Below are 26,531 nucleotides of genomic sequence, written 5' to 3'. Positions count from 1 at the left end.
AGGGAGCTGGCACAACGCAGATCCCGGCAGGTCGATCCGGAATCGTAAATCCGTGGACGTCTATCCAATATGGAAACAAACCGCATTCGGAGTACGAAAGTGAAAAACGCGATCAGTAAACTCCTCGCTATCTCAGCCGTGGCATTTTCGGTGGCGGCAGGAGCGCAGACGAACGGGACCGGCAATTCCAGCTCGAACATGAGTTCCGCACAGGCCTCGGGCAACAGCGCGACGCCGACACGCAGTACCGGCCGCTATGTGGACGACAAAACCATCAGTACCAAAATCGACGCCGAATTTCTCGCCGACACCGATCTGAAATCGGACGGCATCAAAGTGCGAACCTATAAAGGCGTGGTTACCCTATCGGGTCACGCGACATCCCAGGATCAGATCGATACTGCAGTCGAAAAAGCGCACACGGTGGACGGCGTGAAAGCAGTCAGGAATCGCATGAAAATCGCCCGGACGGACGAGGGAAACGCCGATTGACCCAGCCCGGCGGTCGTTGCCGACATAGCCGGGGACGTTGTAGAAAGACGTTCACGGAATGAATTCGCGCCCATGAAACGGCAGTACGGCCGAATCACAATATGGTCTGCTCCGTGTCGTGCCGATGGCGCAGAGATCAGAGATAAGGTCCGGTACACCGCCGGCGCCAGGCCTGCCTCCTGCATTCTCCATTCGAACGTCGCTACAGCGGTATTGGTAATACTTATATGGCCAGTCATGGCCTCGTATATTGAAATGCGTTGAACGCTACCGTACAGACTAACCCCTATCTCGCGTGAGAATGTGTTTTCCGGCCCTGCATGCATCGGCGACTTTCGGGTCGCGCTCGCAAGGCCGGGGTTTGCGAACAGGTGGCTCCGAACATCACTGGCCAGCCTTTATGACTGACCCGCCGAGCCAGCTTTGAAGCCCCCGGCTGCGATCAATGCATCGATGAATGGAGATCACCATGTCAGCGCATGCACGTTCCTTGCCTTCCTCTGCCGACACGCGCGACCCACCGGATCCGGCAATACTGGACCTGGCGGCGGACCGTCCTGCCGTACAGGCCGAGGCGCTCTCCCCGGACGATTCGCGACAGGTCCGCATTCCACCCCAGACCGCCGCGCCCAGGGACGAAATTCTGGCCATGGTTGCGCATGAGTTACGCGGTCCGCTGACCCCGTTGCAGTTCGCCGCCCGTATCATTCGTCTCGCGTCGGCGAAACAGCCCGAAGTGTCAAGCATGGTTGACATCATCGATCGGCAGATTGCCCAGATCGCGCGGCTTGCGGAGGACCTGACGGATGCCACGCGCGTTGGACGGGGCGCGCTGCGCCTGAGTGTGGCGCAGGTTGGGCTGATCGACGTGTTGTCGGACCCGCTCGAGGGCGCCGCAGCCGCGGCGGCCGCGCGCGGCCAGACGTTCACCGTCCAGATTCCCGACAGAATGCTGCGCCTGGAGGGCGACCCGATGCGACTCGGCCAGGCCATCAACAACATGGTGCGCAACGCCGTGAAGTACACGCCGGCGACTGGCTGGATCAAGGTACGCGCGATAGCCGAAGGCAAGGACCTTGTCCTGTCCGTCAGGGACAACGGTCTGGGCATCTCCGCCGCCTTGCTGCCTCATATTTTTGATCTGTTTGCCCAGTCCAGCCGGACGATCGCCGAGAGCGCCGGCGGGTTGGGAATCGGTCTTGCGGTCGTGAAGGCCGTCGCCGAGGCGCATGGTGGAACCGTAACGGCTACCAGCGACGGCCCGGGCATGGGTAGCGAATTCACGTTACGGCTACCTGTCGTCGTGGCGCCGTGCATATGTTGAGCGCCACCCCGTTTCGCCGGACATCCCGTGTCGTTAATCACCATGCCGCGCATCAGGCCGGCCCGGTGCAGCGTCTGTTGCCGCGCCATATCCCGGCACTGATTACGCCTTTGGACTGGAGATACGCGTTTGCGAATGCTACGGCATGGCGAAGCGGAAATTCGAACGGCTATTGCCCGATTCGCGTGCGCGGTGAAAGTCGAGGGGCAGCGGCCGCGCGAGGGAAATCGGATGTTCCGATCATTGCGTACAGACTACGAAGCCACCTGATGGCGGCCAGTGTCGAAGCATCCAGGCACCGTAAATGCTAAGCCCGGGACCGTAACTTCGACAGGGAAAAGGCTCAATGAACAGGTTCGATACCGCTTCGGGAATCAAGGCGAACAGACTCGCCCGGTTAGGCTCATCGCGCGCCTTGCTGCTTTTTCTTAACGAGGTCTTGTTGCGGCCCTCATCCGCCGGGGCGATCTTGCCGAGTTCAAGAAGCCTGGCCAAACGCATTGCCCGGATGGTCCCGGCCCAGGGAGCAGGGTTGGTCGTTGAACTGGGCGCGGGCACCGGCGCCGTCACCCAGGCATTGCTGGATCACGGCATTCAGGCGGATCGTCTGCTTGTCGTCGAGCGCTCGGCCTCGTTGGCCGAACATCTGGCGTCCCGCTTCCCGCGGCTCCGCGTGATTCACGGCGACGCCGGCAAGCTTGGCGATTTTTTGCCGCCCGGAGCCTTGATTGACGCCGTCGTTTCCGGAGTACCGCTGCGTTCCCTGCCTTATGCCGAATCCCGCGCGATTGTGCAGCACTGGCGCGCGGTATTACCCAACGGAGCGCTGATAGTCCAGTTCACTTACGCGCTCTACGGTCCATTGCGTCATCTTACCGACGGCTTCACCCAGCTTGCGTCCGAAATCATCTGGCTGAATTTCCCGGCCGCCCGTGTAGTCGCGCTCCAGTTATCACGCGCGACGTCGCATGGCGCTGGACGCAAGGGGGGCAGGAGCGACGGTCAAGCGCGAGGGAATCTCGCCCAGGCCGGGCGGCTTCCGGCGGCGGACGAGCGTCAGCGGCTATCGGTAGACAGGCACGGAGGCTGATTCGACGTCCCGGCGGAAAAGCCGGACGAGATTTCGCCCTCCCTGCTCACCTCCCCGCAGTTTCGGGAAGCGGCCATCCTCGCTACCCGCATCCGGCGATAGCAGACGTTTCGTCGTTGACCCGATGCCCCCTCCGGCGCTTCGGGTCGTCTCGTCCGGCATTAGCCGCGCGCTTTCAGCGGCGCTTCAATCGATCGGCGGCGACACCAGCGCGAGCTGGTTCCTGACGCTGGGGCGCTCCTGCACCCTTGCGTACCAGGCCCGAAGCGCCTCGCATTCGGCAGGCACCGCCAGATCCACGAGCGACGCAAAAATCAAACCGCCCACGACGGTGATATCGGCCATCGAGAAAGCCTCGCCGGCGACGAACGGCTGCCTTCTCAGGACGGAATCGAAGTAGCGCATGCCTCTCAGGCCCTTGTCGCGCTGCCGGAATCCCCACTCGGGGTTCTGGTAGAGCTCGACGCCGGGTCCAAGGCCCGGCGTACCGTGGTGGAAATAGACGCTGATGGCGTCGAGCAACTCCAGCTCGGCCCGCTTGCTCATCATGTGGATCAAGCCCTTCTCGCGCGGCGTCCGGCCGGTCAGCGCGGGCGCGCCGTCGAGCGCGTCGAGGTACTCGGTGATGGCCGTGCACTCGGCGATGAACGTCCCGTCGTCGAGTTCGAGCACGGGCAGCGTGCCCGAGTAGTTCCTCGCGAGATGGTCGGGCTGCTTGTGCTCGCCCTTCCAGAGGTTGACCCTCACGAACTCGACGCGCGATTGCAGATTCTTCTCGGCCAGCGCGATACGGACGCGGGCCGGATAAGGGCCGGTGGGCCAATCGTAAATCTTCATCGGGGCGAGCGTGCTTACGTCGAAATCGGTGGTGCCTGAACTCATTGCGTACCTCTCCACAGTCTGGTTGCGTCGGAATCGATGCGCGGGAACGCATCGCTTGCTATCGGACCCGCTTGCTGCCTGATCCATCCCCTTCCACAAACCTACCTAACGTTTGTTAGGTTAACGATAAGCGGTATAATGCCCCCTGTCAACGCCCATTTCTTGCCTTGCACGGGAGCGGTAGCAGTGAGGAACGAAACGAATTCGAACTCGCGGGAGAGAATCCTGGCGGCCGCCACGAAAATCGCCCAGGCGCACGGCTATGGCGGGCTGAATTTTCGCGATCTCGCGGAAGACGTCGGCATCAGGGCCGCGAGCATTTACCACCACTTCGCCAGCAAGGCCGATCTCGGCGCGGCAGTAGCAAGGCGCTACTGGGAAGACTCGGCCGCCGCCCTGGAAACGCTGCTGGCCGAATCCGCGGGTCCGCGCCACGGCCTGCGCGACTATCCCGGCACGTTCCGCAAGGCGCTCGAGAGCGGCAATCGCATCTGCCTGTGCAGCTTCATGGCGGCCGAATCCGACGACCTGCCGGAAGTCGTGAAAAAGGAAGTCCGGACCTTCGCCGACGTGAACGTCGCGTGGCTCGCCAAGGTGCTGGCCGCGGCGAACGTGGTCGATGCCAAAGAAAGCGAATCGCGCGCGCGCGCCATCTTCGCCGCCGTCGCCGGCGCGCAGCTCGTCGCGAGAAGCCGCTCGGACATCGCGGTCTACGACGCGTTGATCGAAAGCTATCGCGCGGCGGGTCTGCTGCCGGCATAGCGGCGCCGTCTTCCCGGCGGTTCAAGCGGTTCAAGCGGTTCAAGCGGTTCAACCGGTTCAACCGGTTCAAGCAATTCAAGCGCCGGCACGCCGGCTTCAGGCGCGCCCGCACGAAGTCGATGAAGACGCGCCAGCTTGCGGGGCGGACCGCCCGGGTTGTAGTAGCGGTAGAGACCGCCTCGCGCGGAATCCGCTCGTCCAGCACGTCGCGGAAGCGCATGGCGGTGACGACCGGTGTTCCGATTCGTGAAGGGGCTTGCCCCGACGCGCGTCGTTACAGACCGCCGAGGCTCATGTACTTGAGGTTCAGGTATTCGTCGATGCCGTGCACGGAACCTTCGCGGCCGATGCCGCTATCCTTGACGCCGCCGAACGGCGCGACTTCGGTCGTGATGAGGCCTTCGTTGATGCCGACCATGCCGCTTTGCAACGCGCGCGACACGCGGAACACGCGCGCGAGATCGCGGCTGTAGAAGTACGCGGCGAGGCCGAACTCGGTCGAGTTGGCGGCGTCGATAGCCTCCTGTTCGTCCTTGAAGCGGAACAGCGCGGCCACGGGCCCGAAGGTTTCCTCACGAGCAATCAGCATCCCGGACGTGGCGTCGGCGATGACCGTCGGCTCGAAGAACGTGCCGCCGAGCGCATGGCGCTTGCCGCCCGCGAGAATCCGGCCGCCTTTCGCCTGCGCGTCGGCCACGTGCGCCTCGACCTTCTTCAGCGCGGCCGGGTTGATCAGCGGGCCCTGCTGGACGTCGGCCTCGAATCCGTTGCCGACCTTGAGCGCGCGCACGCGTTCGGTCAGGCGACGCGCGAATTCGTCGTAGATGCCGTCCTGCACGTAGAAACGGTTGGTGCAGATGCAGGTCTGGCCGGTGTTGCGATACTTGGCCGCTACAGCGCCCTCGACCACGCGGTCGAGATCGGCATCGTCGAACACGATGAACGGCGCATTGCCGCCCAGCTCGAGCGAGAGCTTTTTCATCGTCGCCGCAGACTGTTCGTAGAGCAGCTTGCCGACGCGCGTCGAGCCGGTGAAGGTGAGCTTGCGCACCCGTGGGTTCGCGGTCAGCTCGCCGCCGATCGCGGCTGCATCGCCCGTCACGACGTTGACGACGCCGGCGGACAGGCCGATCTTCTCCGCGAGCACGCCCCAGAGCAGCCCGCAATACGGCGTGAACTCCGACGGCTTGACGACGACCGTGCAGCCCGCCGCGAGCGCGGGCGCGACCTTGCGCGAGAGCATCAGGAACGGAAAATTCCACGGCGCGATGGCGCCGACGACGCCGACCGGCTCGCGGGTCACGAGAATCTGCCGGCCCTTCCACGGCGAGGGAACGATCTCGCCGTTGATGCGCCGGGCCTCCTCGGCGAACCACTGGATGTAGTCGGCACCCAGCTTGATCTCCACGCGCGCCTCGGCGAGCGGCTTGCCCTGCTCGAGCGTGAGCAGGCTCGCGAGTTCGTCCAGGTTTTCCCGGACCGCGCGGGCCATGTTCTGGAGCAAATCGGCGCGTTCGGCGGCGGTCGTCGTCGACCAGTCCGCGAAGGCGGCATGCGCGGCGTCGATGGCGCGACGGGTTTCGCTCGCCCCCGACCACGCGATCGACCCGATGTTTTTCCCCGTGGCGGGGTCGTCCACGGCCAGGGTGCGGCCGTCGTCCGCGGCCACCCACTGGCCGTCGATGAAGTTTGTTTCGCGCAGCCAGTCGGCTGACCTGATACGTTCCAGCATCGTATTCACCTTTTCATGTTGGGCAATGCGTGTCGTTCGCCGACGCGTCCGGGTACGCCGATCACGGAAATGACCGATGGCGCCGGCGAACCTTTCGTGCGCGATTCAAACGCGCTCGCGAATCCTCGCCACGCGGGCACTCACGACTTCGCGCCTGCGGCAAGCCGCTTCAGCAAAAGCTCGGCAGCCGGCGCCGACGACGCCGGGTTCTGGCCCGTGACCAGCAAACCGTCGTCGACGACGTAAGGCGTCCAGTCGTCGGCGCGCGAGAAAAGGCCGCCCTTCGCCTTGAGTTCGTCCTCGACGAGGAACGGCACCACGTCGGTCAGTTCGACGGCTGCTTCCTCGGTGTTGGTGAAACCGGTAACTTTCCTGCCTTCGACGAACGGCCTGCCGGCCGCCGTCTTCACGTGGCGCAGCACGCCCGGCGCGTGACAGACGAAGGCGACGGGCTTGCCGGCCGCAGCGAACGATTCGATCAGCGCAATCGAGCGTTTGTCCTCGGCGAGGTCCCACAACGGACCGTGGCCGCCCGGGTAGAACACCGTGTCGAAATCGGCCTGCGAAACGCGATCGAGGCGCACCGTGGCGGCGAGCTGCGCCTTTGCCTGCGCGTCGGCGCCGAAACGACGCGTGTATCCGGTCTGGAACGCCGGCTCGCTGCTCTTCGGATCGAGCGGCGGCTGACCGCCGTTCGGCGACGCGAGCACGATTTCCGCGCCGGCATCCTTGAACACGTAGTACGGCGCGGCCAGCTCTTCCAGCCAGAAGCCCGTCTTGCGGCCGGTATTGCCCAGCTCGTCGTGCGACGTCAGAACCATCAGGACTTTCATGTCGTTACTCCTGCATGCAAATGAAAACGGACAGAATAAAAATAGACCGGTCGTCTCAATGGGAAATATAAAAAAAGCACTCCTGTCGAAGTGCAGCGGCCTCTTTCCGCCGGTCAGGCGGAAAGATGGAGAATCTGGCGAGTCGTGATCATGGCCGTCTCGAACGGCTGGTTGTCGCGGACGATCTTCACCATCACGCTCGTCCCCAGCCAGAGTTGATAGAGGCTCTGCGCGGCGCAGCCGGGATCGCCGTCGACCGCAAGCGACCCGTCCGCGACGCCGGCTTCGATCGCCCGCGTGATGCGCCCGACGATCCCCGACGTCCCGCGCTTGAGCGCCGCACGCATGCTTTCCGAAAGATCGGCGACTTCCGCCCCGAGCTTCACGGCGAGGCACTTGCCCGGACCGTCGAAGACCGACTGGTTGTCCTGCCATTGCCGCCAGTAGTTCATCAGACGCTGCGCCATGGTCAGGCCGGGCTGGCCGAGCGTCGCGTCGAGGTTGGCCAGGTAGTCCTCGAAGTAGCGGTCGAGCAGCGCCTCGCCGAACGCATCCTTCGAACCAAAGTAATGGTAGAAGGACCCCTTCGGGACGCCGGCGGCCGCCAGAATCTCGTTCAGGCCGACCGCTGAGAATCCCTTGCCGGCCATGATGCGCTGGCCGGTGGCGAGAATATTCCCGCGGACGTCGGTGGCAGGTTCGTATGCAGTCGGAGTCGTCATGCGCGCTAATCTAGCATGAAATAGACCGGTCATTTAGCTTCGGAGCGAAGCGGCGGTCCGGCTTTCGGGCGCGAGGAAACGGGCTGACGTTCCCCGCGCCCGAAGGCATCGCTACCGCCTCGCGGCAAGCCGCCTCACTTGCGGATCAACACCGTCTTCGGGTTGGTGAAGAGCCGCCGGCCTTCGTCGCCGTGCTCGGTGCCGAGGCCCGATTGCTTGTGGCCGCCGAACGGAATGTCCACGCCCTGGGTGTGCATCTCGTTCACCCAGACCATGCCCGTTTCCAGCCGGTTCGCCACGGCAACCGCGGCCCGCGTGTCGCGCCCCCAGACCGAGCCGCCCAGCCCGAACGGACTGTCGTTGGCGCGCTCGACGACGTCGTCCACGTCGTCGTAGGCGATGATCGGCACGATCGGCGCGAACTGCTCTTCCTGCACGATCTTCGAATGCTCGGGCGGATTGTCGACGACGGTCACGGGGACGAAGTATCCCGGCCGGCTCTCGTCGATCTCGCCGCCGAGGACGATCTTCTGCCCGTTGGCCTTGATGTCGGCGAGGAAGGTCTTGATCTTCTCGAACTGCATCCTGTTCTGCACCGGTCCGACCGTGACGGCCGGATCGAGCCCGTCGCCGAGCTTCTGCTGTTTCGCGTAGTCGACGAAGGCCTTCACGAAGTCCGCGTGGAACGAGCGGTGGACGTACAGGCGCTTGATGCCGACGCACCACTGCCCCGAGTTGCCGACGGCGCCCCAGAACAGCGACGGAACGATCGCTTGCCAGTCGGCGTCGGGCAGCACGATGGCCGCGTCGTTGCCGCCCATTTCGAGCGTGACGCGCTTGATCGTGCCGGCCGCCGAGCGGATCACGTGCTTGCCCGTCTCGGTCGAGCCCGTGAAGCTGATCTTGGCGATGTCGGGATGCGCGGTCAGTTGCGGCCCGAGTTCGTTGCCGCCCGAGACGATCGACAGCACGCCGGCGGGCAGCACCGACTGCGCGATCTGGCCGAAGCGCAGCGTGGACAGCGGCGTGAACGGCGACGGCTTGATGACCATGGTGTTGCCCGCGATCAGCGCCGGGGCGACCTTCCAGAGCGCCAGCAGCACCGGGAAATTCCACGGCGTGATCGCGCCGATGACGCCGAGCGGCGTGTGATGCAGTTCGACGACGTGCTCGTCGGTTTCCTCGACGATCTCGACCGGGAGGCGCCGCGCGGCGATCTGCCGAATCCACGAAATCGACTGGTCGACCTCCGGTTCGGCCATCGTCTTGAGCGGCTTGCCCTGCTCCATCGTAAGCAGGCGCGAAAGCTCGTCGCGGTGCGCCCCGAGGGCGTCGGCATAGGCGTTCAGGTACTTCTGGCGTTCGTCGTAGCCGAGCGCCGACCAGCTCCTGAACGCGGTCTTCGCGGCGGCGATCGCCGCGTCGAGCTGCGCGGGCGTGGCCGCCGGCGCCTGGGCGAGCACCCGGCCCGTGGCCGGGTTCAGGACGTCGAACGTGCTGTCCGACTCGACGAGCCGGCCGGCGATGCTGAGGTAATACGGGCCGTCGAAAACGCCGGCGGATTGAGCGGGTTGAAGCGTTGCGGACATGAAGGATTCTCCGGGTATGCGTTTCGGGCTGATCTGCCGCGGCCGGGGATGGGCCGTTCGACAGCGAGTTCACGCGGCGCACGACGTCGGCGCCGCTCTGACCGACCGGTCCGCCGGGCGATGCCGCTGCCTCGGGCTTGTATCCCCTTTTCCGATTAGACCAGTCGTCTATTTAGAATAGACCAGTCGTCTCTAGTTTGCAACCCTGGAATCCGGCGCCAATGACATGGCTCCCGACGGAAGCTAGATCACGAAGTCACGAAGGTTGGGCGACGCCGGATGCTGTCGAGCCAGGCTCACGAACATCGACGCTTTCGCGGCGAGGTAGCCGCGCCCGGGACGAGCAACCCCGGGGAAATCGGGTGTCGCTACCCGCTCTCCTCATTTATCGGGCCCCCGAACGTCCCCTTCCCCGCATCGCGTTAGCCCCGCCCCCTCAATCAACCGTTGCCACACCGCTTTCTGATGCGGTATCGTCACGCCGTTCCACAACGCAGCATGGGAGAGACCCTCGCTCGCGACGGCGCCGACGGAGCAACCGCCCCGGAAACTCTCAGGCAAAAGGACCGTGCTGCCGGAACATCTGGAGAGCGGCACCGCGCGTGCCCACCGAAGGAGAGCTTTCGTCGACGCCACGAAAGCGAAACTCTCAGGTACATGGACAGATGGGGCATCGACGCCGGCTTCGAACTGGCCGGCGATGCTCAACGAACCAGGTCCATGTCATGTCACGTATCGCCATCATCGGCGCCGGCATTACCGGCGTCACGACCGCTTACGCCCTCGCCAGACGCGGGTTTGCCGTCACCGTCTTCGAGCGCCATCGCTATGCCGCGATGGAAACCTCGTTCGCCAACGGCGGCCAGCTCTCGGCCAGCAACGCCGAGGTGTGGAACAGCCGCGCCACCGTGCTGAAGGGGCTGCGCTGGATGTTTGTGCGCGACGCGCCGCTCCTCATGAGCCCGCGGCCGGGCTGGCACAAATACAGTTGGATCGGCGAATTCCTGCGGCAAATTCCGAACTACCGCGCGAACACCGTCGAGACGGTGCGCCTCGCCATCGCCGCGCGCCAGCATCTGTTCGAGATCGCCGAGCGCGAGAAGATCGACTTCGATCTGGAGCGGCGCGGCATCCTGCATTTCTACGCGACGCGTAAAGAGTTCGAGGCGGCGCTGAACGTCAACACGCTGCTCAACGCCGGCGGCCTCGAGAGACGCCCCGTCACGCCCGACGAGATCCGCGCGCTGGAACCCGCGCTGCACGGCCAGTTTCACGGCGGCTTCTTCACGCCGTCGGACTCCACCGGCGACATCCACAAGTTCACGCGCGGCCTCGCGACGGCGTGCGAGACGCACGGCGTCGCGTTCCGCTACGACACGACGGTCGAGGCCATCCGCGAGGCGGAGAACGGCCGGGTCCGCCTCGTCACGCGGCAGGCGGATCGACGCGACGACGAAGCGTTCGATCGCCTCGTCATCTGCGCCGGCGTGCACAGCCGTGCGTTCGCCGCGATGGCCGGCGACCACCTGAACGTCTACCCCGTCAAGGGCTATTCGATCACCGTCTGTCTCGACGACGCCGCGAGCCGCGCCGCCGCGCCGTGGGTCAGCCTGCTCGACGACAAGGCGAAGATCGTCACGAGCCGGCTGGGCGAAGACCGCTTCCGCGTGGCCGGCACGGCGGAGCTGAACGGCTACAACTACGACATTCGCGCCGATCGCGTCCGCCCGCTCGTCGACTGGACGCGCCGGCATTTTCCGGCCGTCTCGACGTCGCGCGTCGTTCCGTGGGCCGGGCTGCGGCCGATGCTGCCCGGCATGCTGCCGAAGGTCGGACGCGGCCGGCGGCGCGGCATTTTCTACAACACCGGACACGGACACCTCGGCTGGACGCTCTCGGCGGCCACGGCCGAAGCCGTGGCGGACGCCGTGGCCAGCGCGGCGCCGCAGGCCTAGAGCAGACCGCCAGCCGGCGTCCCCGGCTTAACAGCCGCTTAAGGAAGACTTAAGCTGCGGGCACGGACAATCGCGGCACTCACGGAGGAACGCCATGCGTCTGCTGCTGGTCGAGGACGACGGGATGATCGGCGAGACGGTCGTCGAAGCGATGCGCCGCGAAGGGTATGCCGTCGACTGGGCCCGCGACGGCCGCGAAGCCGAGCTCTCGCTCGGCAACGGCGTCTACGACCTCGTGCTGCTCGACCTGAGCCTGCCGAAGCTCGGCGGCGTGGACGTCCTCGGCCGCTATCGCGCCCGCGGCGGCGACGCGCCCGTCCTCATCCTCTCGGCCCGCGACGCGATCGAAAGCCGCATCGCCGGTCTCGACGCGGGCGCCGACGACTATCTCGTCAAGCCGTTCGACCTGAACGAGCTCGCCGCGCGCGTGCGGGCCCTCCTGAGGCGGCGCACCGGCCAGACGCAGCCGCGCTATACGCACGGCGACCTCGCGCTCGATCCGGCCGCGCACGAGGCCACGCTCGGAGGCCGGCCACTCTCGCTCATCCCGCGCGAATTCAGCCTGCTGCAGGCGCTCATCGAGAAACCGGCCCGCGTGTTCACGCGCGCGGAGCTCGAAGAAAAGCTCTACGGCTGGGGCGAGGAAGTCGGCAGCAACACGATCGAGGTGCACGTGCACAGCCTGCGCCGCAAGCTCGGCCCCGAGCAGATCGTCACGGTGCGCGGCGTCGGCTACCGCCTCAGGAAGGCGCCATGACCTCGATCCGGCGCTGGCTGCTCGGCTGGCTCATCGTCGGTCTCGCCGGCGCGGCGCTCGTCGCCGCCTACGGCATTTTTCACACGGCGCGCATCGAGGCGGGCGAGCTGTTCGACTACGAGCTACGCACGGTGGCGCTGTCGCTGCCGCCGGACCTCGGCGACGCCGGCCTCGCGATGCCCGACTTCGAGGGCATATCCGACGACCGGCTCTTCATCCAGATTCGCGACGCCGCCGGCCGCACGGTCTACCGCTCGCTCGGCGGCGTCGATCTCGCGCCCCTGACCGCGGGCTTTCACACGATCGAGTACAACGGCTATCAATGGCGCGTGTTCGGCACGCCGCGCGACGGGCGCTTCTTCGAGCTCGCCCAGCCCGTCTCGGTGCGCGAGGATCTCGCGTTGCGGCTCGCGCTGCGCACGCTCTGGCCGTTCGGACTGCTGATTCTGGCCGTTCTCGCGCTCGTGCCGTTCGTCGTCGCGCGCGGGCTCGGGCCGGTGCGCGAACTCTCGGGCGCGCTGTCCACGCGCTCGCTCGACGCGCTCGAGCCGATCGGCACGGACGGCCCGATTCCCGTCGAAATCCGGCCGCTCGTCGTCGCCCTCAACGATCTGCTCGCGCGCCTGAACGCCTCGTCGCAGGCCCAACGCACGTTCGTCGCCGACGCGGCGCACGAGCTGCGCTCGCCGCTCGCCGCGCTGAAGCTGCAATTGCAGGCGGCCGAACGCGACGGCTCGCTGAGCGGCAGCAAGACGACGTTCGGGCGCATCGAGGAGCGCCTGAACCGGCTCATCCATCTCGTCCACCAGTTGCTCTCGCTCGCGCGCGAGGACGCCCAGCCGGCGGCGCAGCCGCAGGCCGTGAGCCTGCGCCGCCTCTGCGAGCGCGCGGTCGGCGACTTCTCGCTGCTTGCGGAAGCGAAGCAGATCGACCTCGGGCTCGAATGCTGGAAGTCCGGCGAAAGCAAAAGCGAAAGCGAAGGGCCGGCCGCCGGCCCGGACGCGTTCGTGGTGCAGGCCGAGCCACACGGCCTCGAAGTGCTGCTCGGCAACCTGCTCGACAACGCGATCCGCTACACGCCCGCGCGCGGCAGGGTGGACGTCGTCCTGGCCCGTAGCGGCGAGACGGTCAGCGTCTCGGTGTCGGACAACGGACCGGGCATCGCGCCCGGCGACGAGGAGCGCGTATTCGACCGTTTCCGCCGCGGCGCGGGCACCCACGAACAGGGCAGCGGGCTCGGCCTCGCGATCGCGCGCAAGATCGCGGAACGACATCACGCCACGCTCTGCCTGCGCAACCACGCGGATCAACCCGGCCTCTCGGTCACGCTGGCCGGACTGCGCCCCGCGCACTCACCGCGCGCCTCGTAGCCGACGCGCCGCAACCGCGGCGCCTTCTTAAGCATTCCATCAGGTTTCGCCGCTTACCATGGCCGAGAGCTCACGGCATGCCGTGGCACAGTCATTCCATTCGAGAGGAGCCTGCGACGATGCGCACCCCGCCCGTTTCCCTTGCCGCGCACGCGCTGAAAGTGCCGGCGGTCACGTTCGGCTTCTGGATCGTCAAGATCGCGGCCACCACGCTCGGCGAGACCGGCGGCGACTGGGTGACGATGTCGCTGGATTTCGGCTATCTGGCCGGCTCGGCGATCTTCGCGCTGCTGTTCGCCGGCTTCGTTGCCGCGCAGGTGAACGCGCGGCGCTTCCACGTCGCGCTCTACTGGGCGACGATCGTGGCAACGACCACGCTCGGCACGACGCTCGCCGATTTCGCGGACCGCTCGGTCGGCCTCGGTTATCCCGGCGGCGTGACGATCGTCTCGGCGCTGCTCGTCGCGAGCCTCGCCGCCTGGTACCTGAGTCGCGGCAGCGTGTCGGTCGGCACCGTCGATACGCCGCGCGTCGAGTGGTTCTACTGGGCCACCATCCTGTTCTCGCAGACGCTCGGCACGGCGCTCGGCGACTGGTTCGCCGACGACGACCGCGGCGGACTCGGCCTCGGCTACGAAACCAGCACGCTAATTTTCGGCGCGCTGCTGCTGACCCTCTGCGCGCTCTACCGATGGACGCGGCTTTCGCGCACGCTACTGTTCTGGCTCGCGTTCGTGCTGACGCGGCCGCTCGGCGCCACGCTTGGCGACTTCTTCGACAAGCCCCGCGCGCAGGGCGGACTGGCATTCAGCCGCCTCGACGCCTCGCTGCTGCTGATCGCGTTCATCGTCGCGGCGGTCGGCCTGGGCGCGCTTGCCGCGCGGCGGCGCGTCGGACGCGATGCGTGACGATGGGCGGGCCGGTCGGACGAATGCTTCCGCGAGCCGGAAATGTCTTGCAAGCGTGGACGACGTCAAGCGCCGCCCGGAAGTTCAAGGAAATCCCGAAATCGTCGTCAGGCGGCACCGCCACGCCCTGCTTCCGCTCCGGCGACCGGGCTCGTGTCCTGCGCCGTCCCGGAAGACGAAGGCGCCTCGTCGCTTACCCGGGTCCTGGGAAACCGCCGACTGAAATTGGGTACGCGAGCCCCCGGCGCCGCCGCCCGGGTCGTCGCGGGTTCGGCTGGCCGAGCCTCCCCGGTCGTCATCGCGACCGGCCTTGCGAACGGAGCCGCAACCGGCGGCTCATCCTGGGCCTGAGTCGCGGTCTGGGCCACCACGGCCCGCTCCCGCTCCAGCGGCCGACTCGTACCCTGCGTCGTGTCGGGGGACGACGGCACCTCGTTACGTGTCCAGGCGGAAGAAGGCAGACTGAAGTTGGGCACGCGACCCCCCGGCGCCACCGCCCGGGTCGTCGCGGGTTCAGCCAGCCGGACCTCCCCGGTCGTTATCGCAGCCGGCCTTGCGAACGGAGCCGCAACCGGCGGCTCATTCCGGATCGATGCCGTGTTCGGGGCCGGGGCCGTACTCTGGACCGAAACTGCGCCCTGAGCCGAAACCGCGCTCTGGGCCGGAACCGCATTCTGGACCGGCGCCGCCGCATTCGCCCCGACCGTCGCCTCCCGCTTGACTCGCAGCGACGCCCGCCGCGTGCCCCGCAGCGCGAGCAGATCGCGGCTGCTCGACATCGTGCTGCGCGCCGCCACGTTGAAGACGAGGTTCAGGCCGCGATCCTGCGTCTTGTCCTTCTGCTCGGTGATCAGCAGTTTCGAGGGCAACCACATTCCGGGATCGTCGAGCAGCTTCAGATTGGCCTCGCTCAGCGCGCCGTCGTCGCCGTTCGCGCGCAGCGCCTCGTTGAAGCTGAAGTGCCGGGCCGCGTCGCGATGCAGTTGATAGCGGACGATGTAGGTCTGATTGCTCCGCTTCGCCAGGCCTTCGCCCGACAGAAAGTCCTCGGGCCGCAAATGCGCGCGGACCTGGCCGCCCTGCGCTGCGCCGCCGGCATTCGACGCCTCGCGCTCGTCCTGCAGGTCTTTCCACTGCGCCCAGTTCTGCTTCAGGTGCGCCTTGAACGCGTCGTGGCTCGCGAACTCGAGATCGACGTGGCTCAAGCGCGGATCGTACCGGCCGTTCACGTCCTTGCTCATCCGCAGCCGGACCGCGGAATAGCCGTCGTAGAACGTGCGCGAAACCGCGAGCGGGCCCGTCGAAAACACGCCGATCTGAACGCCGTCGCTCATCTGCATGCCGGGAATCCCGCTCGGCACCGCGGCAAGACCGGCCTGGCCGGTCCAGAACGCCCCCTTGCCCTTGCGGTAGTTCTGCACGCTCTGCTGCTTCGCGTCCCCGGGCGAAGCCGGCGCCTCCTTGCGGACGCGGCCGCCCAGCGACGTGCCTACCGAAACGCCCGTCGTCAGCGCGAGTTGCGGATCGTGCCGCTCGAGGAACGAATCGTCGTGATCGGGCAGCACGTTGGCGCCGGCGACGGCCGTCCCCGTGACGCGCCAGCCGTGAGTCTTGCGCTTGCTGTCGAGCCATTCCAGGCGGATTTCGGGCGTGTCGAAGCCCATCCGCGCGATCCCGTCGGCGACGCTCGCGCGGTCGTCCTGAGCGTCGGCACTGCGTTCATCGGGAATCAGCTTCCGGATGACCGCCTCGGCCCGCTCGATCATGCGCGCATCGCTGTCCGCTTCCCCGTAATTGCGCGAGACGTGAATGAGGGCGCCCACACGTTCCTCGCTCTCCCCTTCGTATTCGCCTCTCGCCTCGCCGGCGGCGCGCACGTACATGCCGTTGTGAAGCTCGAGCTTGTAGCCGCCGAGCACGCCGACGCCGACGCCCCCCGCGTGCCGCTTGCGCGTGCCGACGAAGATCTCCATGCCGTGCAGCGTGCGCGCCACCTCGAACGCGGCCTCGCGGCCGTAGGCATAGCGGGCGCGCGGCTGGACCGAAAGCGGAACGGCCGCCAGGTGAGCGGCGTTGTTGACCATGATGGACAGCCCGTCGATGGCCGCCCCGGTCCTCGATCCGTCGCCCACCGCCAGCGCGCCGGGCCGGAAATTCCGGATCTGCCCGATCAGGAATTCCCGCACTTCCTCGGGGCTCGACGCCTTTGCGTCGAGCTTGTGCCCGGCGGGAAATTCCTTCGCGCGCACGTCCTCGACGAGCTGGCCGAGCGACTTCCTGACGTCCGCCGCGCGCTCGCTGCCGTTCTGCCCAACGTCGTCCTGGCCGCCGTCGTTCCGCGCTTCGCCGGACTCGTTTTGCGCTCGCGCGCGGCCGACGAGCAGATCGCCGTTCGCCATCCCGAACTGCGCGCCGACGGTCCCGAGAAAGTCCGCCGTGAACTTCGTTTTTTCGATTTCGCGCAGCGCCTTCTCGACCTGCCGATTCAGTTTTTTCCGGCTCGACGAATAGCGATCGCCGGGCTGCATGCCGAGCCGGCGCTCGAGAACCGCCTGATTGCGGTCGACGTAGGCCATCGTCCTGCGGTCGATCTCCGCGGCCTCCTGCCGGCTCACCCGGCCGCCCTGGAATCCGCCGGACGAGAGCCAGACGTCGAGCGCCGCCAGCAACGCCATCGAGCGGACCGGGTCCTTGTGCCAGAGCGCCCGCACCTCGCCATCGCCGCGCTCGTTCCCGCCCGGCCCGATCAGCTCGCTGAAAAAGCCCTGATCGCCGATCGAGCGAATCGTATCGGACAACGCCGTCTGCTCCACGACGAGTTCGTGGCGCGTCGCATTGCTCGTGTCGAGCTTGAGCGATCTGAACGGCGACTTGTTGACGCCGGCCACGCGCCCCATCGACTTCCACGCGGACTGGCCGATGCGATCGGCCCAGACCTGGGCCTTGCCGAGCCGCCCCTGCACGCGCTCCTTCGCGCCGCCCGCCTTCTGGCTGAGCACGCCGGACTGCCAATAGCCCAGCGTGGCTCTCTCCGCGTCGGTCAGCGCGTTCGCGCCGTCCCGCAGGTATTGCTCCGCCGCCTGGAACGCAGCGTCCGCATCGGATTCGCGCTCGGCAATCCGGCTGCCCGGCCCCCGGATACGCGCATAGACGTCGCCCGGCACCTGGCTGTGCGCGCCGATCCCGTCTGCGTGCGGCAGCGGCGAAAGCGCGTCGAGCGAGGACATCAGCACCGCGAAAACGCGTTCCTTCTGGATGGCCTGCTCGTCCCGCGCGCCGTCGATGCCCAGCGCTTCGTTCGGCAAACGGTCGTCCGCGCCGGCATGCGGGTCGCGCTCGCGCATCCTGAACGCCCAGAGCGCCTGCCGGCCGTCGGTCTGGGTGCCGCCCGCCAATTGCCTCACGCAATGCCACGCCTGATCGCGCGTCGCATCGCGGTGGTCGCCAGCCGTCCTGCAAGCGTCGCCGGGCAGATCGAGGTCGCGGATGGCGTCGAGCACCCTCGTCGCCTGCTCGACGCTCGTCACGCCCGCCTTGCCGAGCGCCGACGCGATCGTCACGCCGTACTGGGTCGGCCAGACGTCGTCGGGCGCGGGAATCGCGACGAGCCGCTGCGCCAGCGCGCGGGCGGCCGTCTCGCCGGCGGCGCCGGACGCCGGCTCGAAGCGGCCCGCGAGCCAGGTCCGGAAATCCTCGACGCCATGCCCGGCGGGCGCCTCGCGAACCGGAGGGTTCGCCGCCGCGCGCGGGCCGCGGTTCGTCGCGACCGGCGACGCGACGCCGAGCACGTTCTTCAGCTTGTCCCCGAAGCGGGTTCTGGCCTTCTCCGCGTCGTCCGCGCCCGGCGCCTCGGCCGTCTCCGCCCCGGCCGCCCCGCGATAGTGGCGCGGCTTGAGGTTGCCCGGCGAAAGCGACGGCCTGGACGCGCCGCTTCGGTGAAACGGAGAGGTCCACTCGGTCGTGCCGTCCCGGAACCCCTCCTTCATCTTGCGCAGCAGCGCCTTCGGCTTCAGCCCCGAAAAAATTGGGGGCGTGGACGAGCCGGACTGCCTTGCCGCGAGCCCGGGCCCGGGGGCGGCGGGAGCCGTGCCGGCCGCCGGCGCGCTCGAGTGCTCCTCCGGCCCGGCGGGCCCAACAATGGAGTTTTCGGCGTTTCCGCGCGAAGTGAACTCGGATGAAGAAATGGGCCCGGGGGAAGACATGGCCTGCAAACGATCCAATGATGAAAACGTTGTGACATCGTCGGCCAGTTTCGACCCCGAAGTCCGGGCCCACCCGAACGCATGAGCCAAATAGCGAAGCGCCGAACCACGCCCGCGCACCAGGCAAAACACCTGGAACGGGCACCGCCCGCTACCGCCCACCGCTTCCCGGACGTAAAAAAGCCCGCTGCCGCGGGCCTTACTACCGTCGTCGTTCCCGGCCGCGCCGCCCCGACGGGCCGGCCTGCGCGCGAACCTCAGTCGGGAACGTCAGTCGACATAGCGCAAGCCGGCCTTCGCCAGCATCTCGCGCATGTTGTACATGTCGAGCCCGAGTTCGCCGGCCTCGAAGCGCACGCGCTTGGCGGCCTCGTTGGCCTCGCGCTTCTCCGCCGCCTCGGCCACCTGGGCCGCCACCTCGCGCGGCACCACGACCACGCCGTCGTCGTCGCCGACGATCACGTCGCCCGGATGCACGAGCTCGCCCGCGCAGACCACGGGCACGTTGACGGAGCCGAGCGTCGCGCGCGCCGTGCCCTTCGCGCTGATCGCGCGCGAGAACACCGGGAACGGCATCTGCGTGAGCGGCTTCACGTCGCGCACGCCCGCGTCGGACACGAGCCCGCGCGCGCCCCGGGCGCGATACGAGGTCGCAAGCAGCTCGCCGAACATGCCGTCGGCGTTCTCGGCCGTGCAGGCCACCACCACCACGTCGCCCTCGCGCACCTGCTCGGCCGCGACGTGCAGCATCAGGTTGTCGCCGGGCTGGGCCAGCACGGTGAGCGCCGTGCCGCAGACGTGGGCGCCCGCGTAAATCGGCCGGATGTAAGGCTTGAGGAGCCCCGAGCGGCCCATGGCTTCATGGATCGTCGCGACGCCGAAGCGGCCGAGCCGCTCGACGACGGAGGCTTCCGTGCGTTCGATGTTGCGCTTGACGATGCCGAGATTGTTCAGCGGTGCGGTCATGATCGATGTCCTTCAGCGGTTCAGCGGGATTGAGCCGCGAGCGCGGCGGCAAGGCGCGGATAGACGCGCCGGGCGTTGCCTTCGTAAATCTTGTAGCGATCCGCCTCGTCGAGCCGCGCGGCGTCGATGTAGCGCCGCGTGTCGTCGTAGGGAAAGCCGGTTTCCGGATCGATGCCGCGCACGGCGCCGATCATCTCGGAAGCGAACAGTACGTTCTCGACCGGAATCACCTTCGTGAGCAGGTCGATGCCGGGCTGGTGATAGACGCAGGTGTCGAAGAACACGTTGCGCAGCAGATGCTCGGCGAGCGGCGGCTTGTTCATCTCCTGGGCGAGGCCGCGGAAGCGCCCCCAGTGGTACGGCACCGCGCCGCCGCCGTGCGGGATCACGAAGCGCAGCGTCGGGAAGTCCTTGAACAGATCGGACGTCAGGCACTGCATGAACGCCGTCGTGTCGGCGTTCAGGTAATGCGCGCCCGTCGTGTGGAAGCACGCGTTGCAGCTCGTGCTCACGTGGATCATCGCCGGGATGTCGTGCTCGACCATGCGCTCGTAGACCGGATACCAGTAGCGGTCCGAGAGCGGCGGCGAGGTCCAGTGGCCGCCCGAGGGGTCGGGGTTCAGGTTGATCGCGACGAAGCCGTACTCGTTCACGCAGCGGTCGATTTCGGCCACGCAGGTCCGCGTGTCGACGCCGGGCGACTGCGGCAGCATCGCCGCGCCGATGAAACTCTCCGGAAAGAGCTGCGCCACGCGATGGCAAAGTGCGTTGCACAGGCCCGCCCACGTCGCGCTCGTCCCGAAGTCGCCGACGTGGTGCGCCATGAAGCTCGCGCGCGGCGAGAACACGGTCAGGTCGATGCCGCGCTCGCGCATCTTGCGTAGCTGGTTCGTCTCGATGCTTTCGCGAATCTCGTCGTCGGAGATGCGCAGTTCGTCCGGACGCGGCGCCGCGCCGGCCGCGCCGAGCGCGGCGATCTGGCGTTGACGCCACGTTTCGAGCGCCTTGGGCGCCGTCGTGTAATGGCCGTGAATGTCGATGATCATTGGCGGATTTCGTTGCCGTATTTGACGTCTTTCGATTCGACGTCGGAGGTTGCTTCGGTGACTGCGCTCAGGTCGCGGCCGCGCGTTTCGGGCAGCAGCAGCGCGGCGACGACCACGATGAGATACGAGGCGCTCGCGCACAGGCCCATGGCGGCGCCGAGGTGCAGCTTCGCGCTGAGGACGCCGACCATGGTCGGCATGATCGCGCCGACCGCGCGGCCGGCGTTGCCGCACAGGCCCTGCGCGGAGCCGCGGATGCGCGTCGGGAACAGCTCCGCGATGTACGCGCCGGTGCCGGCCGCCGTGCCCGACTGCAGCGTGCCGAGCACGAAGCCGAGCACCATCGTGACGGCGAGGTTGATCGGCGCGAGCGTGTAGATCGCCACCGCGACCGCCTGGCAGCACGCGATGACGATGAAGGTGCGGCGACGTCCGAACGCGTCGGCCATCCAGCCGTTCAGGAACGCGCCGCTGAACGAGCCGAGAATGTTGATCGCGAGATAGCCGCCGACGTTGTTCAGCGACAGGTGCAGCGCGAGCTTCAGGTAGGCCGGCAGCCAGGTGATCATCACGTAGTTGCCGCCGTAGATGCCGAACGTGAGCAGGATCGCCTTGAACGTCGTCGCGCGCGAGGGCGCCGCGAACACCTCCCAGATGCTCACGCCGCCGCGATTCGCCTTCGTCTTCGCCATCGCGAACACGGGCGCTTCCTCGATGTTGCGGCGAATCCAGAGCACGAGCAGCGCCGGCACGATGCCGAGCCCGAACAGCACGCGCCAGGCGAGCGGCTGCGAGACGTAGTCGAACAGCAGCGTCGAGAGCAGCACCGCGATGCCATAGCCGATCGCCCAGCCCGCCTGCAATGCGCCGACGACGCGGCCGCGCACCTGCGGGTTGATCGTCTCGCTGATCAGCACCGCGCCGACGGCCCATTCCCCGCCGAAACCGAGGCCCTGCAGGCCGCGCGTGAGCATCAGTTGCCAGAACGAGTGGGTGAGCGCCGAGAGCAGCGTGAACAACGAGAACCAGAGAATGGTGATCTGCAGCACGCGCACGCGCCCGTAGCGGTCCGCGAGAATGCCGGCGATCCAGCCGCCGAGCGAGGCCATGATGAGCACCGTGGTGCCGAGCACGCCGGCCTGGCCGCGCGTGATGCCCCAGAGCGCGATGAGCGTGGGGATCGCGAGCGCATACATCTGCGTGTCCATCGCGTCGAGGCCCCAGCCGCTGAAACAGGCCCAGAACGTGCGCTTTTCCGTTCCGGACAGTTCGGTGAACCACTTCAACATTGAATCGATCTCCTCTTGCTCACATCCTCAAGGTCGGCGCGTGCGGTGGGCGCGCGCCGCGGTTCGTGCGTCTCGCCGGCACGCCCCTATTCCTGCAATGCCGGTGCATCGGCGGCCGCGGCCGCGAGCGGCGCCGGGTCGCCGCCGAGCAGCGTCGTGGCGCGCGCCGCGAAATGCAGCAGGCGCGGCCGATACCGCTCCATCTCGGCCATGCCCATGCGGCTCACCGGCGCGACGAGGCCGAGCGCGCCGACGATCTGCTGGCGCGGGCCGAACACGGGCGCGGAAATGCCCGCCGTCTCGGGGTCGCGCTCGCCCACCGACAGGTAGACGTAATGGCGTCGAATGCTTTCGTAGGGCTCGCCGGGCGCGCCCGAGAACGCGAGCAGCACGCGTCCGCCGGCGCCGCGCTCGAGCGGCTGCACGTCGCCCTGCTGAACCTCGGCGCGAATCGAATAGCGCGAATGGATCCGGTACAGGCAGACGCGATGGTCGCCCTCGCGCACGTGGAACGACACCGCCTCGCCCGATTCGGCGTTGAGATCGCGCATCGGCGGCAGCAGCACGTCGCCGAGATTGAAGTTCGCTTCGTAGATGGAGCTGAGCAGCAGCGAGACGGGGCCGATCCGGAAGCGCCCGTCGTCGAGCCGGATCATGAGCCGGTGGTGACACAGCGCGAGCGCGATCCGCGAGAGCGTGCTCTTGTAAAGACCGGTGCGCTCCGAGAGCTCGGTCAGCGTGAGCGGCAGGTCGTCGCTCCGGAACGCGAACAGGATCGCGGCCGCGCGATCGAGTACGTCGATGCCGCTCGGCGTCACGCCCAGCGGCGGCTGTGTGGTCTCCCGGGATCGTGCCATCTCCGTTTGTTCTATCTGATAGAACTTGAAATCATTGAGTGGAACAAATCCTAACGTGCCGATGCCGGAGGCGTCAATCGAGGAAAAGCCGGGGCGGGGAAACGCGCAAGGAAATGCGCGGGCGGGAAGGCCGCGAAGCCGCGCGTAAAAACGCCGTCAATGCCGCGCTGCGCCGGACACGTCCGCTATTTGACGCCCGCGAGCCGATAACCGACGGCCGTCTCTGTCAGGATGTACTCGGGTTGGGCCGGATCGCGTTCGAGCTTCTGCCGCAGGTGGCCCATGTAGATGCGCAGATAGTGCGCGCTGTCCACGCGCGTCGGGCCCCAGACTTCCTGCAGCAGTTGGCGATGGGTCAGCACGCGGCCGGCGTGCCGCACGAGCGCGACGAGCAGCCGGTATTCGATCGGCGTGAGGTGGACCGTCTCGCCGTCGCGCTCGACGATCCGCGCCTCGAGGTCCACCGTCACGGCGCCGAAAGCGACTCTCGGCGACTCGGCCGTCAGCGGCCGGCTGCTGCGGCGCAGTTGCGCGCGAATGCGCGCGGTCAGCTCGCCCACGGCGAACGGCTTGGTCAGATAGTCGTCCGCGCCCGCGTCGAGCGCCGCGACCTTCTCCTCCTCGCGCGTGCGCGCCGAGAGCACGATGATCGGGATGGACGACCAGCCCCGCAATTGCCGGATCACTTCGAGGCCGTCGAGGTCGGGTAGCCCGAGATCGACGATCACGAGATCGGGCCGGATACTGGCCGCCATCGCGAGGCCGCGCTGGCCGGTCTCGACCTCGATGACGCGCGTCGCCCCGTTTTCGAGCGACGTGCGCACGAACCGGCGGATGGATGTGTCGTCCTCGATGACGACGACGCGAACGGCGGGCTCCATGACGTCTACGTATGCCGTGCGCCGCGCTCGCCGGGACGGACGGCCTCGCCATCGTCGCCCGGGGCGGCCGCATCGCCCTCGTCGACCATGTCCGCGTCGACGGGCGGCGTCTCGTCGGCGGGCAGCATGAACCAGAAGCAGGCGCCGCTCGCGCGAGCGTTCGCCTCGACGCGATTGGCCGCGCCGATGCGCCCGCCGTGCGCTTCCACGATCGCGCGGCAAATCGCGAGGCCGAGCCCGATGCCCGGCTTGGCCGACTCCTTTTCGCCGCGCGTGAACTTGTCGAACACGTGCCGCTCCATGCCGGCCGGCAGGCCGGGGCCGCTGTCCTCGACGTCGACGCGCACGAAGCGCCGGCCGCCCTCCTCCACGACCGCGGCGCCGATCGCGAGCGGCGAGCCGGCCGGCGTGTATTTGACGGCGTTCTCGAGCAGGTTCGCGAAGAGCCGCTCGACGAGCACCGCGTCGAGCCGCACGAGCGGCAGATCGGGCGGCACGCGCGTGCGGATCGCGCGGCCCGCCAGCGGCCGGCGCAGCGCTCCGAGCGCGGCGCCGATCACCTCCTCGATCGACGACCACTGGCGGTTCAGCCGCATGCTGCCGTCCTGCAGGCGGGCCATGTCGAGCAGGTTCGTCACGAGCCCCGTCATGCGCAGCGCCTCGTCGTGGATGGCGACGGCCAGCTCGCGCGCGCCCTGACCGCCGGCCGCGAGGTGCGCGGCGGGCTGCTCCGCGAGCAGCGAGGCGAAGCCGACGATGGCCGTGAGCGGCGTGCGCAGATCGTGCGAGATGGCCGCGAGCAGCGAGTTGCGCAGGCGCTCGGACTCCATGTTGACGAGCGCGTCCTGGGCGATCTCGACGTAGTGGACGCGCTCGAGCGCGAGCGCGATCTGCGCCGCGAAGGTGTCGATCATGCGGCGCTGCTCGGGCACGGCCCACTCCTCCATGCGCGGCGAGACGAGCGCCAGCACGCCGCGCGTGCGCATCGGCGCCTTCAGCGGCAAATAGAGCGCCGCCGCCGCGGGCAGCGTGTCGGTGCCGTGGCCGGCCGGCTTCTGCTGGTCGTAGACCCACTGCGCGATGTCGACGTCGAGCGTGCCGGCCTCGAGCGTCATGGCGGGATCGGGATGCTCGACCTTCTGCCGGACCTTCCCGGCGCTGTCGGGCAGGAGGACCGCCACGCGCGACTGGAACACCTCGGCGACGTGCCGGGTGCCGATCTCGATGATCTGCTCGGTCGCGAGCGCCGCGCCGAGCTCGCGCGTCATCGCGAACATCGCGAGCGCGCGCCGCTCGCGCAGCGTGGCAATGCGCGCCTGGCGCCGCAGGCTCGAGGTCAGGTGGCTGATCGTGAGCGAGGTGAGCAGCATGACCGTGAAGGTCAGCAGGTACTGCGTGTCGGAGACCGAGAACGACAGGCGCGGCGGCACGAAGAAGAAATCGAACGACGCGACGCCGAGAAACGAATAGAACACGCCGGGGCCGCGCCCGAGTTTCGAGGCCGCGACGATCACGCCGAGCAGATAGAGCATCGCCATGTTGGCGAGCGCGATCCGGTCGAGCAGCAGGCCCGCCACGGCGGTCACGACCGCGCACAGGCCGGTCGCCCAGAGATAGGCGACGGCCGGCGAGCGGCGCGACGCCGCGCCGGGCCCCACGGCGAAGCCCCGGCCCTGCTCGCGCGCGCCGGCGGCCTCGCGCGCTTCGCCGGAAATCAGCGTGACGTCGACGTCGCGCGCGGCGCGGATCAGATGCTGGCCGACCGACGGCCACCAGCCGGCCCGCCACGCGCGCTTCGCCGGCGCGCCGACGACGAGCTTCGAGACGTTGCGCATGCGCGCATAGGCGACGAGCGTGCGCGCGGCATCCTCGCCCTGCAGCGTGACGGTTTCCGCGCCGAGCTCCGAGGCGAGCCGCAGCGCGTCGAGCGTGCGCTTGCGCACCGCGTCGGGCAGGCGCTGCAGCCGCGGCGTCTCGACGTAGACGGCGAGCCAGTCGGCCTTCAGGCTTGCGGCGAGCCGCGCGGCCGCGCGCACGAGCGTGGCGTTGCGCGGCCCCGGACCGACGCAGACGATGAGCCGCTCGCGCGCCTGCCAGAGCCGCTCGATCGAGCGGTCGGCGCGGTACTCGCGCATCTGCGCGTCGACGCGGTCGGCCGTGCGCCGCAGCGCCAGCTCGCGCAGCGCGATCAGGTTGCCTTTGCGAAAGAAGTTGCGCACGGCGCGCTCGGCCTGCTGCGGCAGGTAGACCTTGCCTTCGCGCAGCCGCCCGAGCAATTCCTCGGGCGGCAGATCGACGAGCGTCACCTCGTCGGCGAGATCGAACACGCGGTCGGGCACGGTCTCCCAGACGCGGATGCCCGTGATCTGCCCGACGATGTCGTTCAGGCTTTCGAGGTGCTGGACGTTGACCGTAGTGTAGACGTCGATGCCCGCATCGAGCAGTTCCTGGACGTCCTGCCAGCGCTTGACATGACGCGAGCCCGGCACGTTGGAATGAGCGAGCTCGTCGACGAGGAGAAGCTGCGGCCGGCGCGCGAGCGCGGCGTCGAGATCGAACTCCCCGATCCGGCGCCCGCGGTATTCGTGGACGGTCGGCGCGAGGCCCTCGAGGCCGTCGAGCAGCGCGAGCGTCTCCTTGCGGCCGTGCGTCTCGACGATGCCCACCGCCACGTCGACGCCCTCGTCGCGCCGGCGCCGCGCCGCCTGCAGCATGGCGAAGGTCTTGCCCACGCCCGCCGAGGCGCCGAAAAACACCTTGAGCCGGCCGCGCTGACGGCGGTCTTCCTCGCGCTGAATGCGTTCGAGCAGTTCGTCGGGATCGGGTCGGTCCATGGCCTCGCGTTGCCTCTGTTTCCGCGAATATCGGGCGGCG

At 67.8% G+C, this 26,531-nt stretch carries 20 protein-coding genes and 1 riboswitch; of the genes, 8 read left to right on the top strand and 12 right to left on the bottom strand.

Translation table 11 applies throughout. The annotated features are described in order from the left end of the window. Nucleotides 1-99: 99 nt before the first annotated feature. From CY652_RS03960 to CY652_RS03950, 3 genes are all read left to right on the top strand, one after another. Nucleotides 100-492: a BON domain-containing protein gene (locus CY652_RS03960; protein ID WP_219723704.1), complete on the top strand. Its 393-nt coding sequence runs from the start codon at nucleotides 100-102 to the stop codon at nucleotides 490-492. 457 nt (nucleotides 493-949) lie between these two features. Continuing rightward, nucleotides 950-1,816 carry a sensor histidine kinase gene (locus CY652_RS03955; protein ID WP_102129411.1) on the top strand — a complete coding sequence of 289 codons (867 nt, stop codon included), beginning with the start codon at nucleotides 950-952 and terminating at the stop codon, nucleotides 1,814-1,816. A gap of 346 nt (nucleotides 1,817-2,162) precedes the next feature. Beyond that, complete coding sequence (locus tag CY652_RS03950) at nucleotides 2,163-2,906, top strand: class I SAM-dependent methyltransferase (protein ID WP_102129410.1); 744 nt, start codon at nucleotides 2,163-2,165, stop codon at nucleotides 2,904-2,906. A 186-nt stretch (nucleotides 2,907-3,092) separates the two neighbouring features. Here the strand turns inward: CY652_RS03950 and CY652_RS03945 are convergent, their stop codons facing one another. Then, complete coding sequence (locus CY652_RS03945; protein ID WP_102129409.1) at nucleotides 3,093-3,788, bottom strand: glutathione S-transferase; 696 nt, start codon at nucleotides 3,786-3,788, stop codon at nucleotides 3,093-3,095. A 186-nt stretch (nucleotides 3,789-3,974) separates the two neighbouring features. On the opposite strand from CY652_RS03945, the gene CY652_RS03940 reads away from it, so the two are divergent. Continuing rightward, complete coding sequence (locus CY652_RS03940; RefSeq protein ID WP_102129408.1) at nucleotides 3,975-4,550, top strand: TetR/AcrR family transcriptional regulator; 576 nt, start codon at nucleotides 3,975-3,977, stop codon at nucleotides 4,548-4,550. A gap of 274 nt (nucleotides 4,551-4,824) precedes the next feature. Here the strand turns inward: CY652_RS03940 and CY652_RS03935 are convergent, their stop codons facing one another. From CY652_RS03935 to CY652_RS03920, 4 genes are all read right to left on the bottom strand, one after another. Continuing rightward, the gene (locus tag CY652_RS03935; RefSeq protein ID WP_102129407.1) at nucleotides 4,825-6,282 is read right to left on the bottom strand and encodes an NAD-dependent succinate-semialdehyde dehydrogenase; all 1,458 of its coding nucleotides are present in this window, start codon (nucleotides 6,280-6,282) and stop codon (nucleotides 4,825-4,827) included. Between the two features lie 140 nt (nucleotides 6,283-6,422). After that, nucleotides 6,423-7,115 carry a type 1 glutamine amidotransferase domain-containing protein gene (locus CY652_RS03930; RefSeq protein WP_102129406.1) on the bottom strand — a complete coding sequence of 231 codons (693 nt, stop codon included), beginning with the start codon at nucleotides 7,113-7,115 and terminating at the stop codon, nucleotides 6,423-6,425. Between the two features lie 113 nt (nucleotides 7,116-7,228). After that, complete coding sequence (locus CY652_RS03925; protein WP_102129405.1) at nucleotides 7,229-7,837, bottom strand: TetR/AcrR family transcriptional regulator; 609 nt, start codon at nucleotides 7,835-7,837, stop codon at nucleotides 7,229-7,231. Between the two features lie 134 nt (nucleotides 7,838-7,971). Beyond that, entirely contained in the window at nucleotides 7,972-9,426 is a 1,455-nt protein-coding gene (locus CY652_RS03920) for an aldehyde dehydrogenase family protein (RefSeq protein ID WP_102129404.1), read from the bottom strand. A gap of 489 nt (nucleotides 9,427-9,915) precedes the next feature. After that, nucleotides 9,916-10,005, top strand: a riboswitch (glycine riboswitch). Nucleotides 10,006-10,151: 146 nt separating this feature from the next. Between CY652_RS03920 and CY652_RS03915 the strand changes: the two genes are divergently transcribed. The 4 genes from CY652_RS03915 to CY652_RS03900 all read left to right on the top strand — a co-directional run bounded on the left by CY652_RS03915 (nucleotide 10,152) and on the right by CY652_RS03900 (nucleotide 14,416). Then, nucleotides 10,152-11,381, top strand: a complete 1,230-nt coding sequence (locus CY652_RS03915) for a D-amino acid dehydrogenase (protein WP_102129403.1) — start codon at nucleotides 10,152-10,154, stop codon at nucleotides 11,379-11,381. Nucleotides 11,382-11,475: 94 nt separating this feature from the next. Further along, nucleotides 11,476-12,138 carry a response regulator gene (locus tag CY652_RS03910; RefSeq protein ID WP_102129402.1) on the top strand — a complete coding sequence of 221 codons (663 nt, stop codon included), beginning with the start codon at nucleotides 11,476-11,478 and terminating at the stop codon, nucleotides 12,136-12,138. After that, a complete protein-coding gene (locus tag CY652_RS03905; protein WP_102129401.1) occupies nucleotides 12,135-13,508 on the top strand; it encodes a sensor histidine kinase in 1,374 nt (457 codons plus the stop codon). Before CY652_RS03910 ends, CY652_RS03905 begins: the two co-directional genes overlap by 4 nt. Nucleotides 13,509-13,627: 119 nt before the next feature. Next, complete coding sequence (locus tag CY652_RS03900; protein ID WP_102129400.1) at nucleotides 13,628-14,416, top strand: COG4705 family protein; 789 nt, start codon at nucleotides 13,628-13,630, stop codon at nucleotides 14,414-14,416. Between the two features lie 107 nt (nucleotides 14,417-14,523). On the opposite strand, the gene CY652_RS03895 is transcribed toward CY652_RS03900, so the two are convergent. From CY652_RS03895 to CY652_RS03860, 7 genes are all read right to left on the bottom strand, one after another. Continuing rightward, nucleotides 14,524-18,402, bottom strand: a complete 3,879-nt coding sequence (locus tag CY652_RS03895) for a hypothetical protein (protein WP_102129399.1) — start codon at nucleotides 18,400-18,402, stop codon at nucleotides 14,524-14,526. 486 nt (nucleotides 18,403-18,888) lie between these two features. After that, nucleotides 18,889-19,584 (bottom strand): 4-carboxy-4-hydroxy-2-oxoadipate aldolase/oxaloacetate decarboxylase, encoded by a 696-nt coding sequence (locus tag CY652_RS03885; protein ID WP_102129397.1) that lies wholly within the window; start codon nucleotides 19,582-19,584, stop codon nucleotides 18,889-18,891. Between the two features lie 20 nt (nucleotides 19,585-19,604). Continuing rightward, complete coding sequence (locus CY652_RS03880; RefSeq protein WP_102129396.1) at nucleotides 19,605-20,630, bottom strand: amidohydrolase family protein; 1,026 nt, start codon at nucleotides 20,628-20,630, stop codon at nucleotides 19,605-19,607. Then, nucleotides 20,627-21,919: an MFS transporter gene (locus CY652_RS03875; RefSeq protein WP_102129395.1), complete on the bottom strand. Its 1,293-nt coding sequence runs from the start codon at nucleotides 21,917-21,919 to the stop codon at nucleotides 20,627-20,629. The genes CY652_RS03880 and CY652_RS03875 overlap by 4 nt, the downstream gene beginning before the upstream one ends. An 86-nt stretch (nucleotides 21,920-22,005) precedes the next feature. After that, a complete protein-coding gene (locus tag CY652_RS03870) occupies nucleotides 22,006-22,776 on the bottom strand; it encodes an IclR family transcriptional regulator (protein ID WP_102129394.1) in 771 nt (256 codons plus the stop codon). A 185-nt stretch (nucleotides 22,777-22,961) separates the two neighbouring features. Beyond that, nucleotides 22,962-23,657, bottom strand: a complete 696-nt coding sequence (locus CY652_RS03865; protein ID WP_102129393.1) for a response regulator — start codon at nucleotides 23,655-23,657, stop codon at nucleotides 22,962-22,964. A gap of 5 nt (nucleotides 23,658-23,662) precedes the next feature. Continuing rightward, complete coding sequence (locus CY652_RS03860; RefSeq protein ID WP_102129392.1) at nucleotides 23,663-26,491, bottom strand: DUF4118 domain-containing protein; 2,829 nt, start codon at nucleotides 26,489-26,491, stop codon at nucleotides 23,663-23,665. Between the last annotated feature and the right edge of the window lie 40 nt (nucleotides 26,492-26,531).

The sequence above is a fragment of the Burkholderia sp. WAC0059 genome, from assembly GCF_002870125.1.
Lineage (GTDB): Bacteria > Pseudomonadota > Gammaproteobacteria > Burkholderiales > Burkholderiaceae > Paraburkholderia.
This window is presented reverse-complemented; position numbering and strand designations above follow the sequence as displayed.

Coding starts and splice junctions, on each gene's coding strand:
- CY652_RS03865 (WP_102129393.1), bottom strand. CDS start 23,657: ATGGAGCCCGCCGTTCGCGTCGTCGTCATCGAGGACGACACATCCATC.
- CY652_RS03905 (WP_102129401.1), top strand. CDS start 12,135: ATGACCTCGATCCGGCGCTGGCTGCTCGGCTGGCTCATCGTCGGTCTC.
- CY652_RS03860 (WP_102129392.1), bottom strand. CDS start 26,491: ATGGACCGACCCGATCCCGACGAACTGCTCGAACGCATTCAGCGCGAG.
- CY652_RS03910 (WP_102129402.1), top strand. CDS start 11,476: ATGCGTCTGCTGCTGGTCGAGGACGACGGGATGATCGGCGAGACGGTC.
- CY652_RS03900 (WP_102129400.1), top strand. CDS start 13,628: ATGCGCACCCCGCCCGTTTCCCTTGCCGCGCACGCGCTGAAAGTGCCG.
- CY652_RS03875 (WP_102129395.1), bottom strand. CDS start 21,919: ATGTTGAAGTGGTTCACCGAACTGTCCGGAACGGAAAAGCGCACGTTC.
- CY652_RS03935 (WP_102129407.1), bottom strand. CDS start 6,282: ATGCTGGAACGTATCAGGTCAGCCGACTGGCTGCGCGAAACAAACTTC.
- CY652_RS03930 (WP_102129406.1), bottom strand. CDS start 7,115: ATGAAAGTCCTGATGGTTCTGACGTCGCACGACGAGCTGGGCAATACC.
- CY652_RS03920 (WP_102129404.1), bottom strand. CDS start 9,426: ATGTCCGCAACGCTTCAACCCGCTCAATCCGCCGGCGTTTTCGACGGC.
- CY652_RS03955 (WP_102129411.1), top strand. CDS start 950: ATGGAGATCACCATGTCAGCGCATGCACGTTCCTTGCCTTCCTCTGCC.
- CY652_RS03885 (WP_102129397.1), bottom strand. CDS start 19,584: ATGACCGCACCGCTGAACAATCTCGGCATCGTCAAGCGCAACATCGAA.
- CY652_RS03915 (WP_102129403.1), top strand. CDS start 10,152: ATGTCACGTATCGCCATCATCGGCGCCGGCATTACCGGCGTCACGACC.
- CY652_RS03945 (WP_102129409.1), bottom strand. CDS start 3,788: ATGAGTTCAGGCACCACCGATTTCGACGTAAGCACGCTCGCCCCGATG.
- CY652_RS03925 (WP_102129405.1), bottom strand. CDS start 7,837: ATGACGACTCCGACTGCATACGAACCTGCCACCGACGTCCGCGGGAAT.
- CY652_RS03880 (WP_102129396.1), bottom strand. CDS start 20,630: ATGATCATCGACATTCACGGCCATTACACGACGGCGCCCAAGGCGCTC.
- CY652_RS03870 (WP_102129394.1), bottom strand. CDS start 22,776: ATGGCACGATCCCGGGAGACCACACAGCCGCCGCTGGGCGTGACGCCG.
- CY652_RS03950 (WP_102129410.1), top strand. CDS start 2,163: ATGAACAGGTTCGATACCGCTTCGGGAATCAAGGCGAACAGACTCGCC.
- CY652_RS03895 (WP_102129399.1), bottom strand. CDS start 18,402: ATGAAGGAGGGGTTCCGGGACGGCACGACCGAGTGGACCTCTCCGTTT.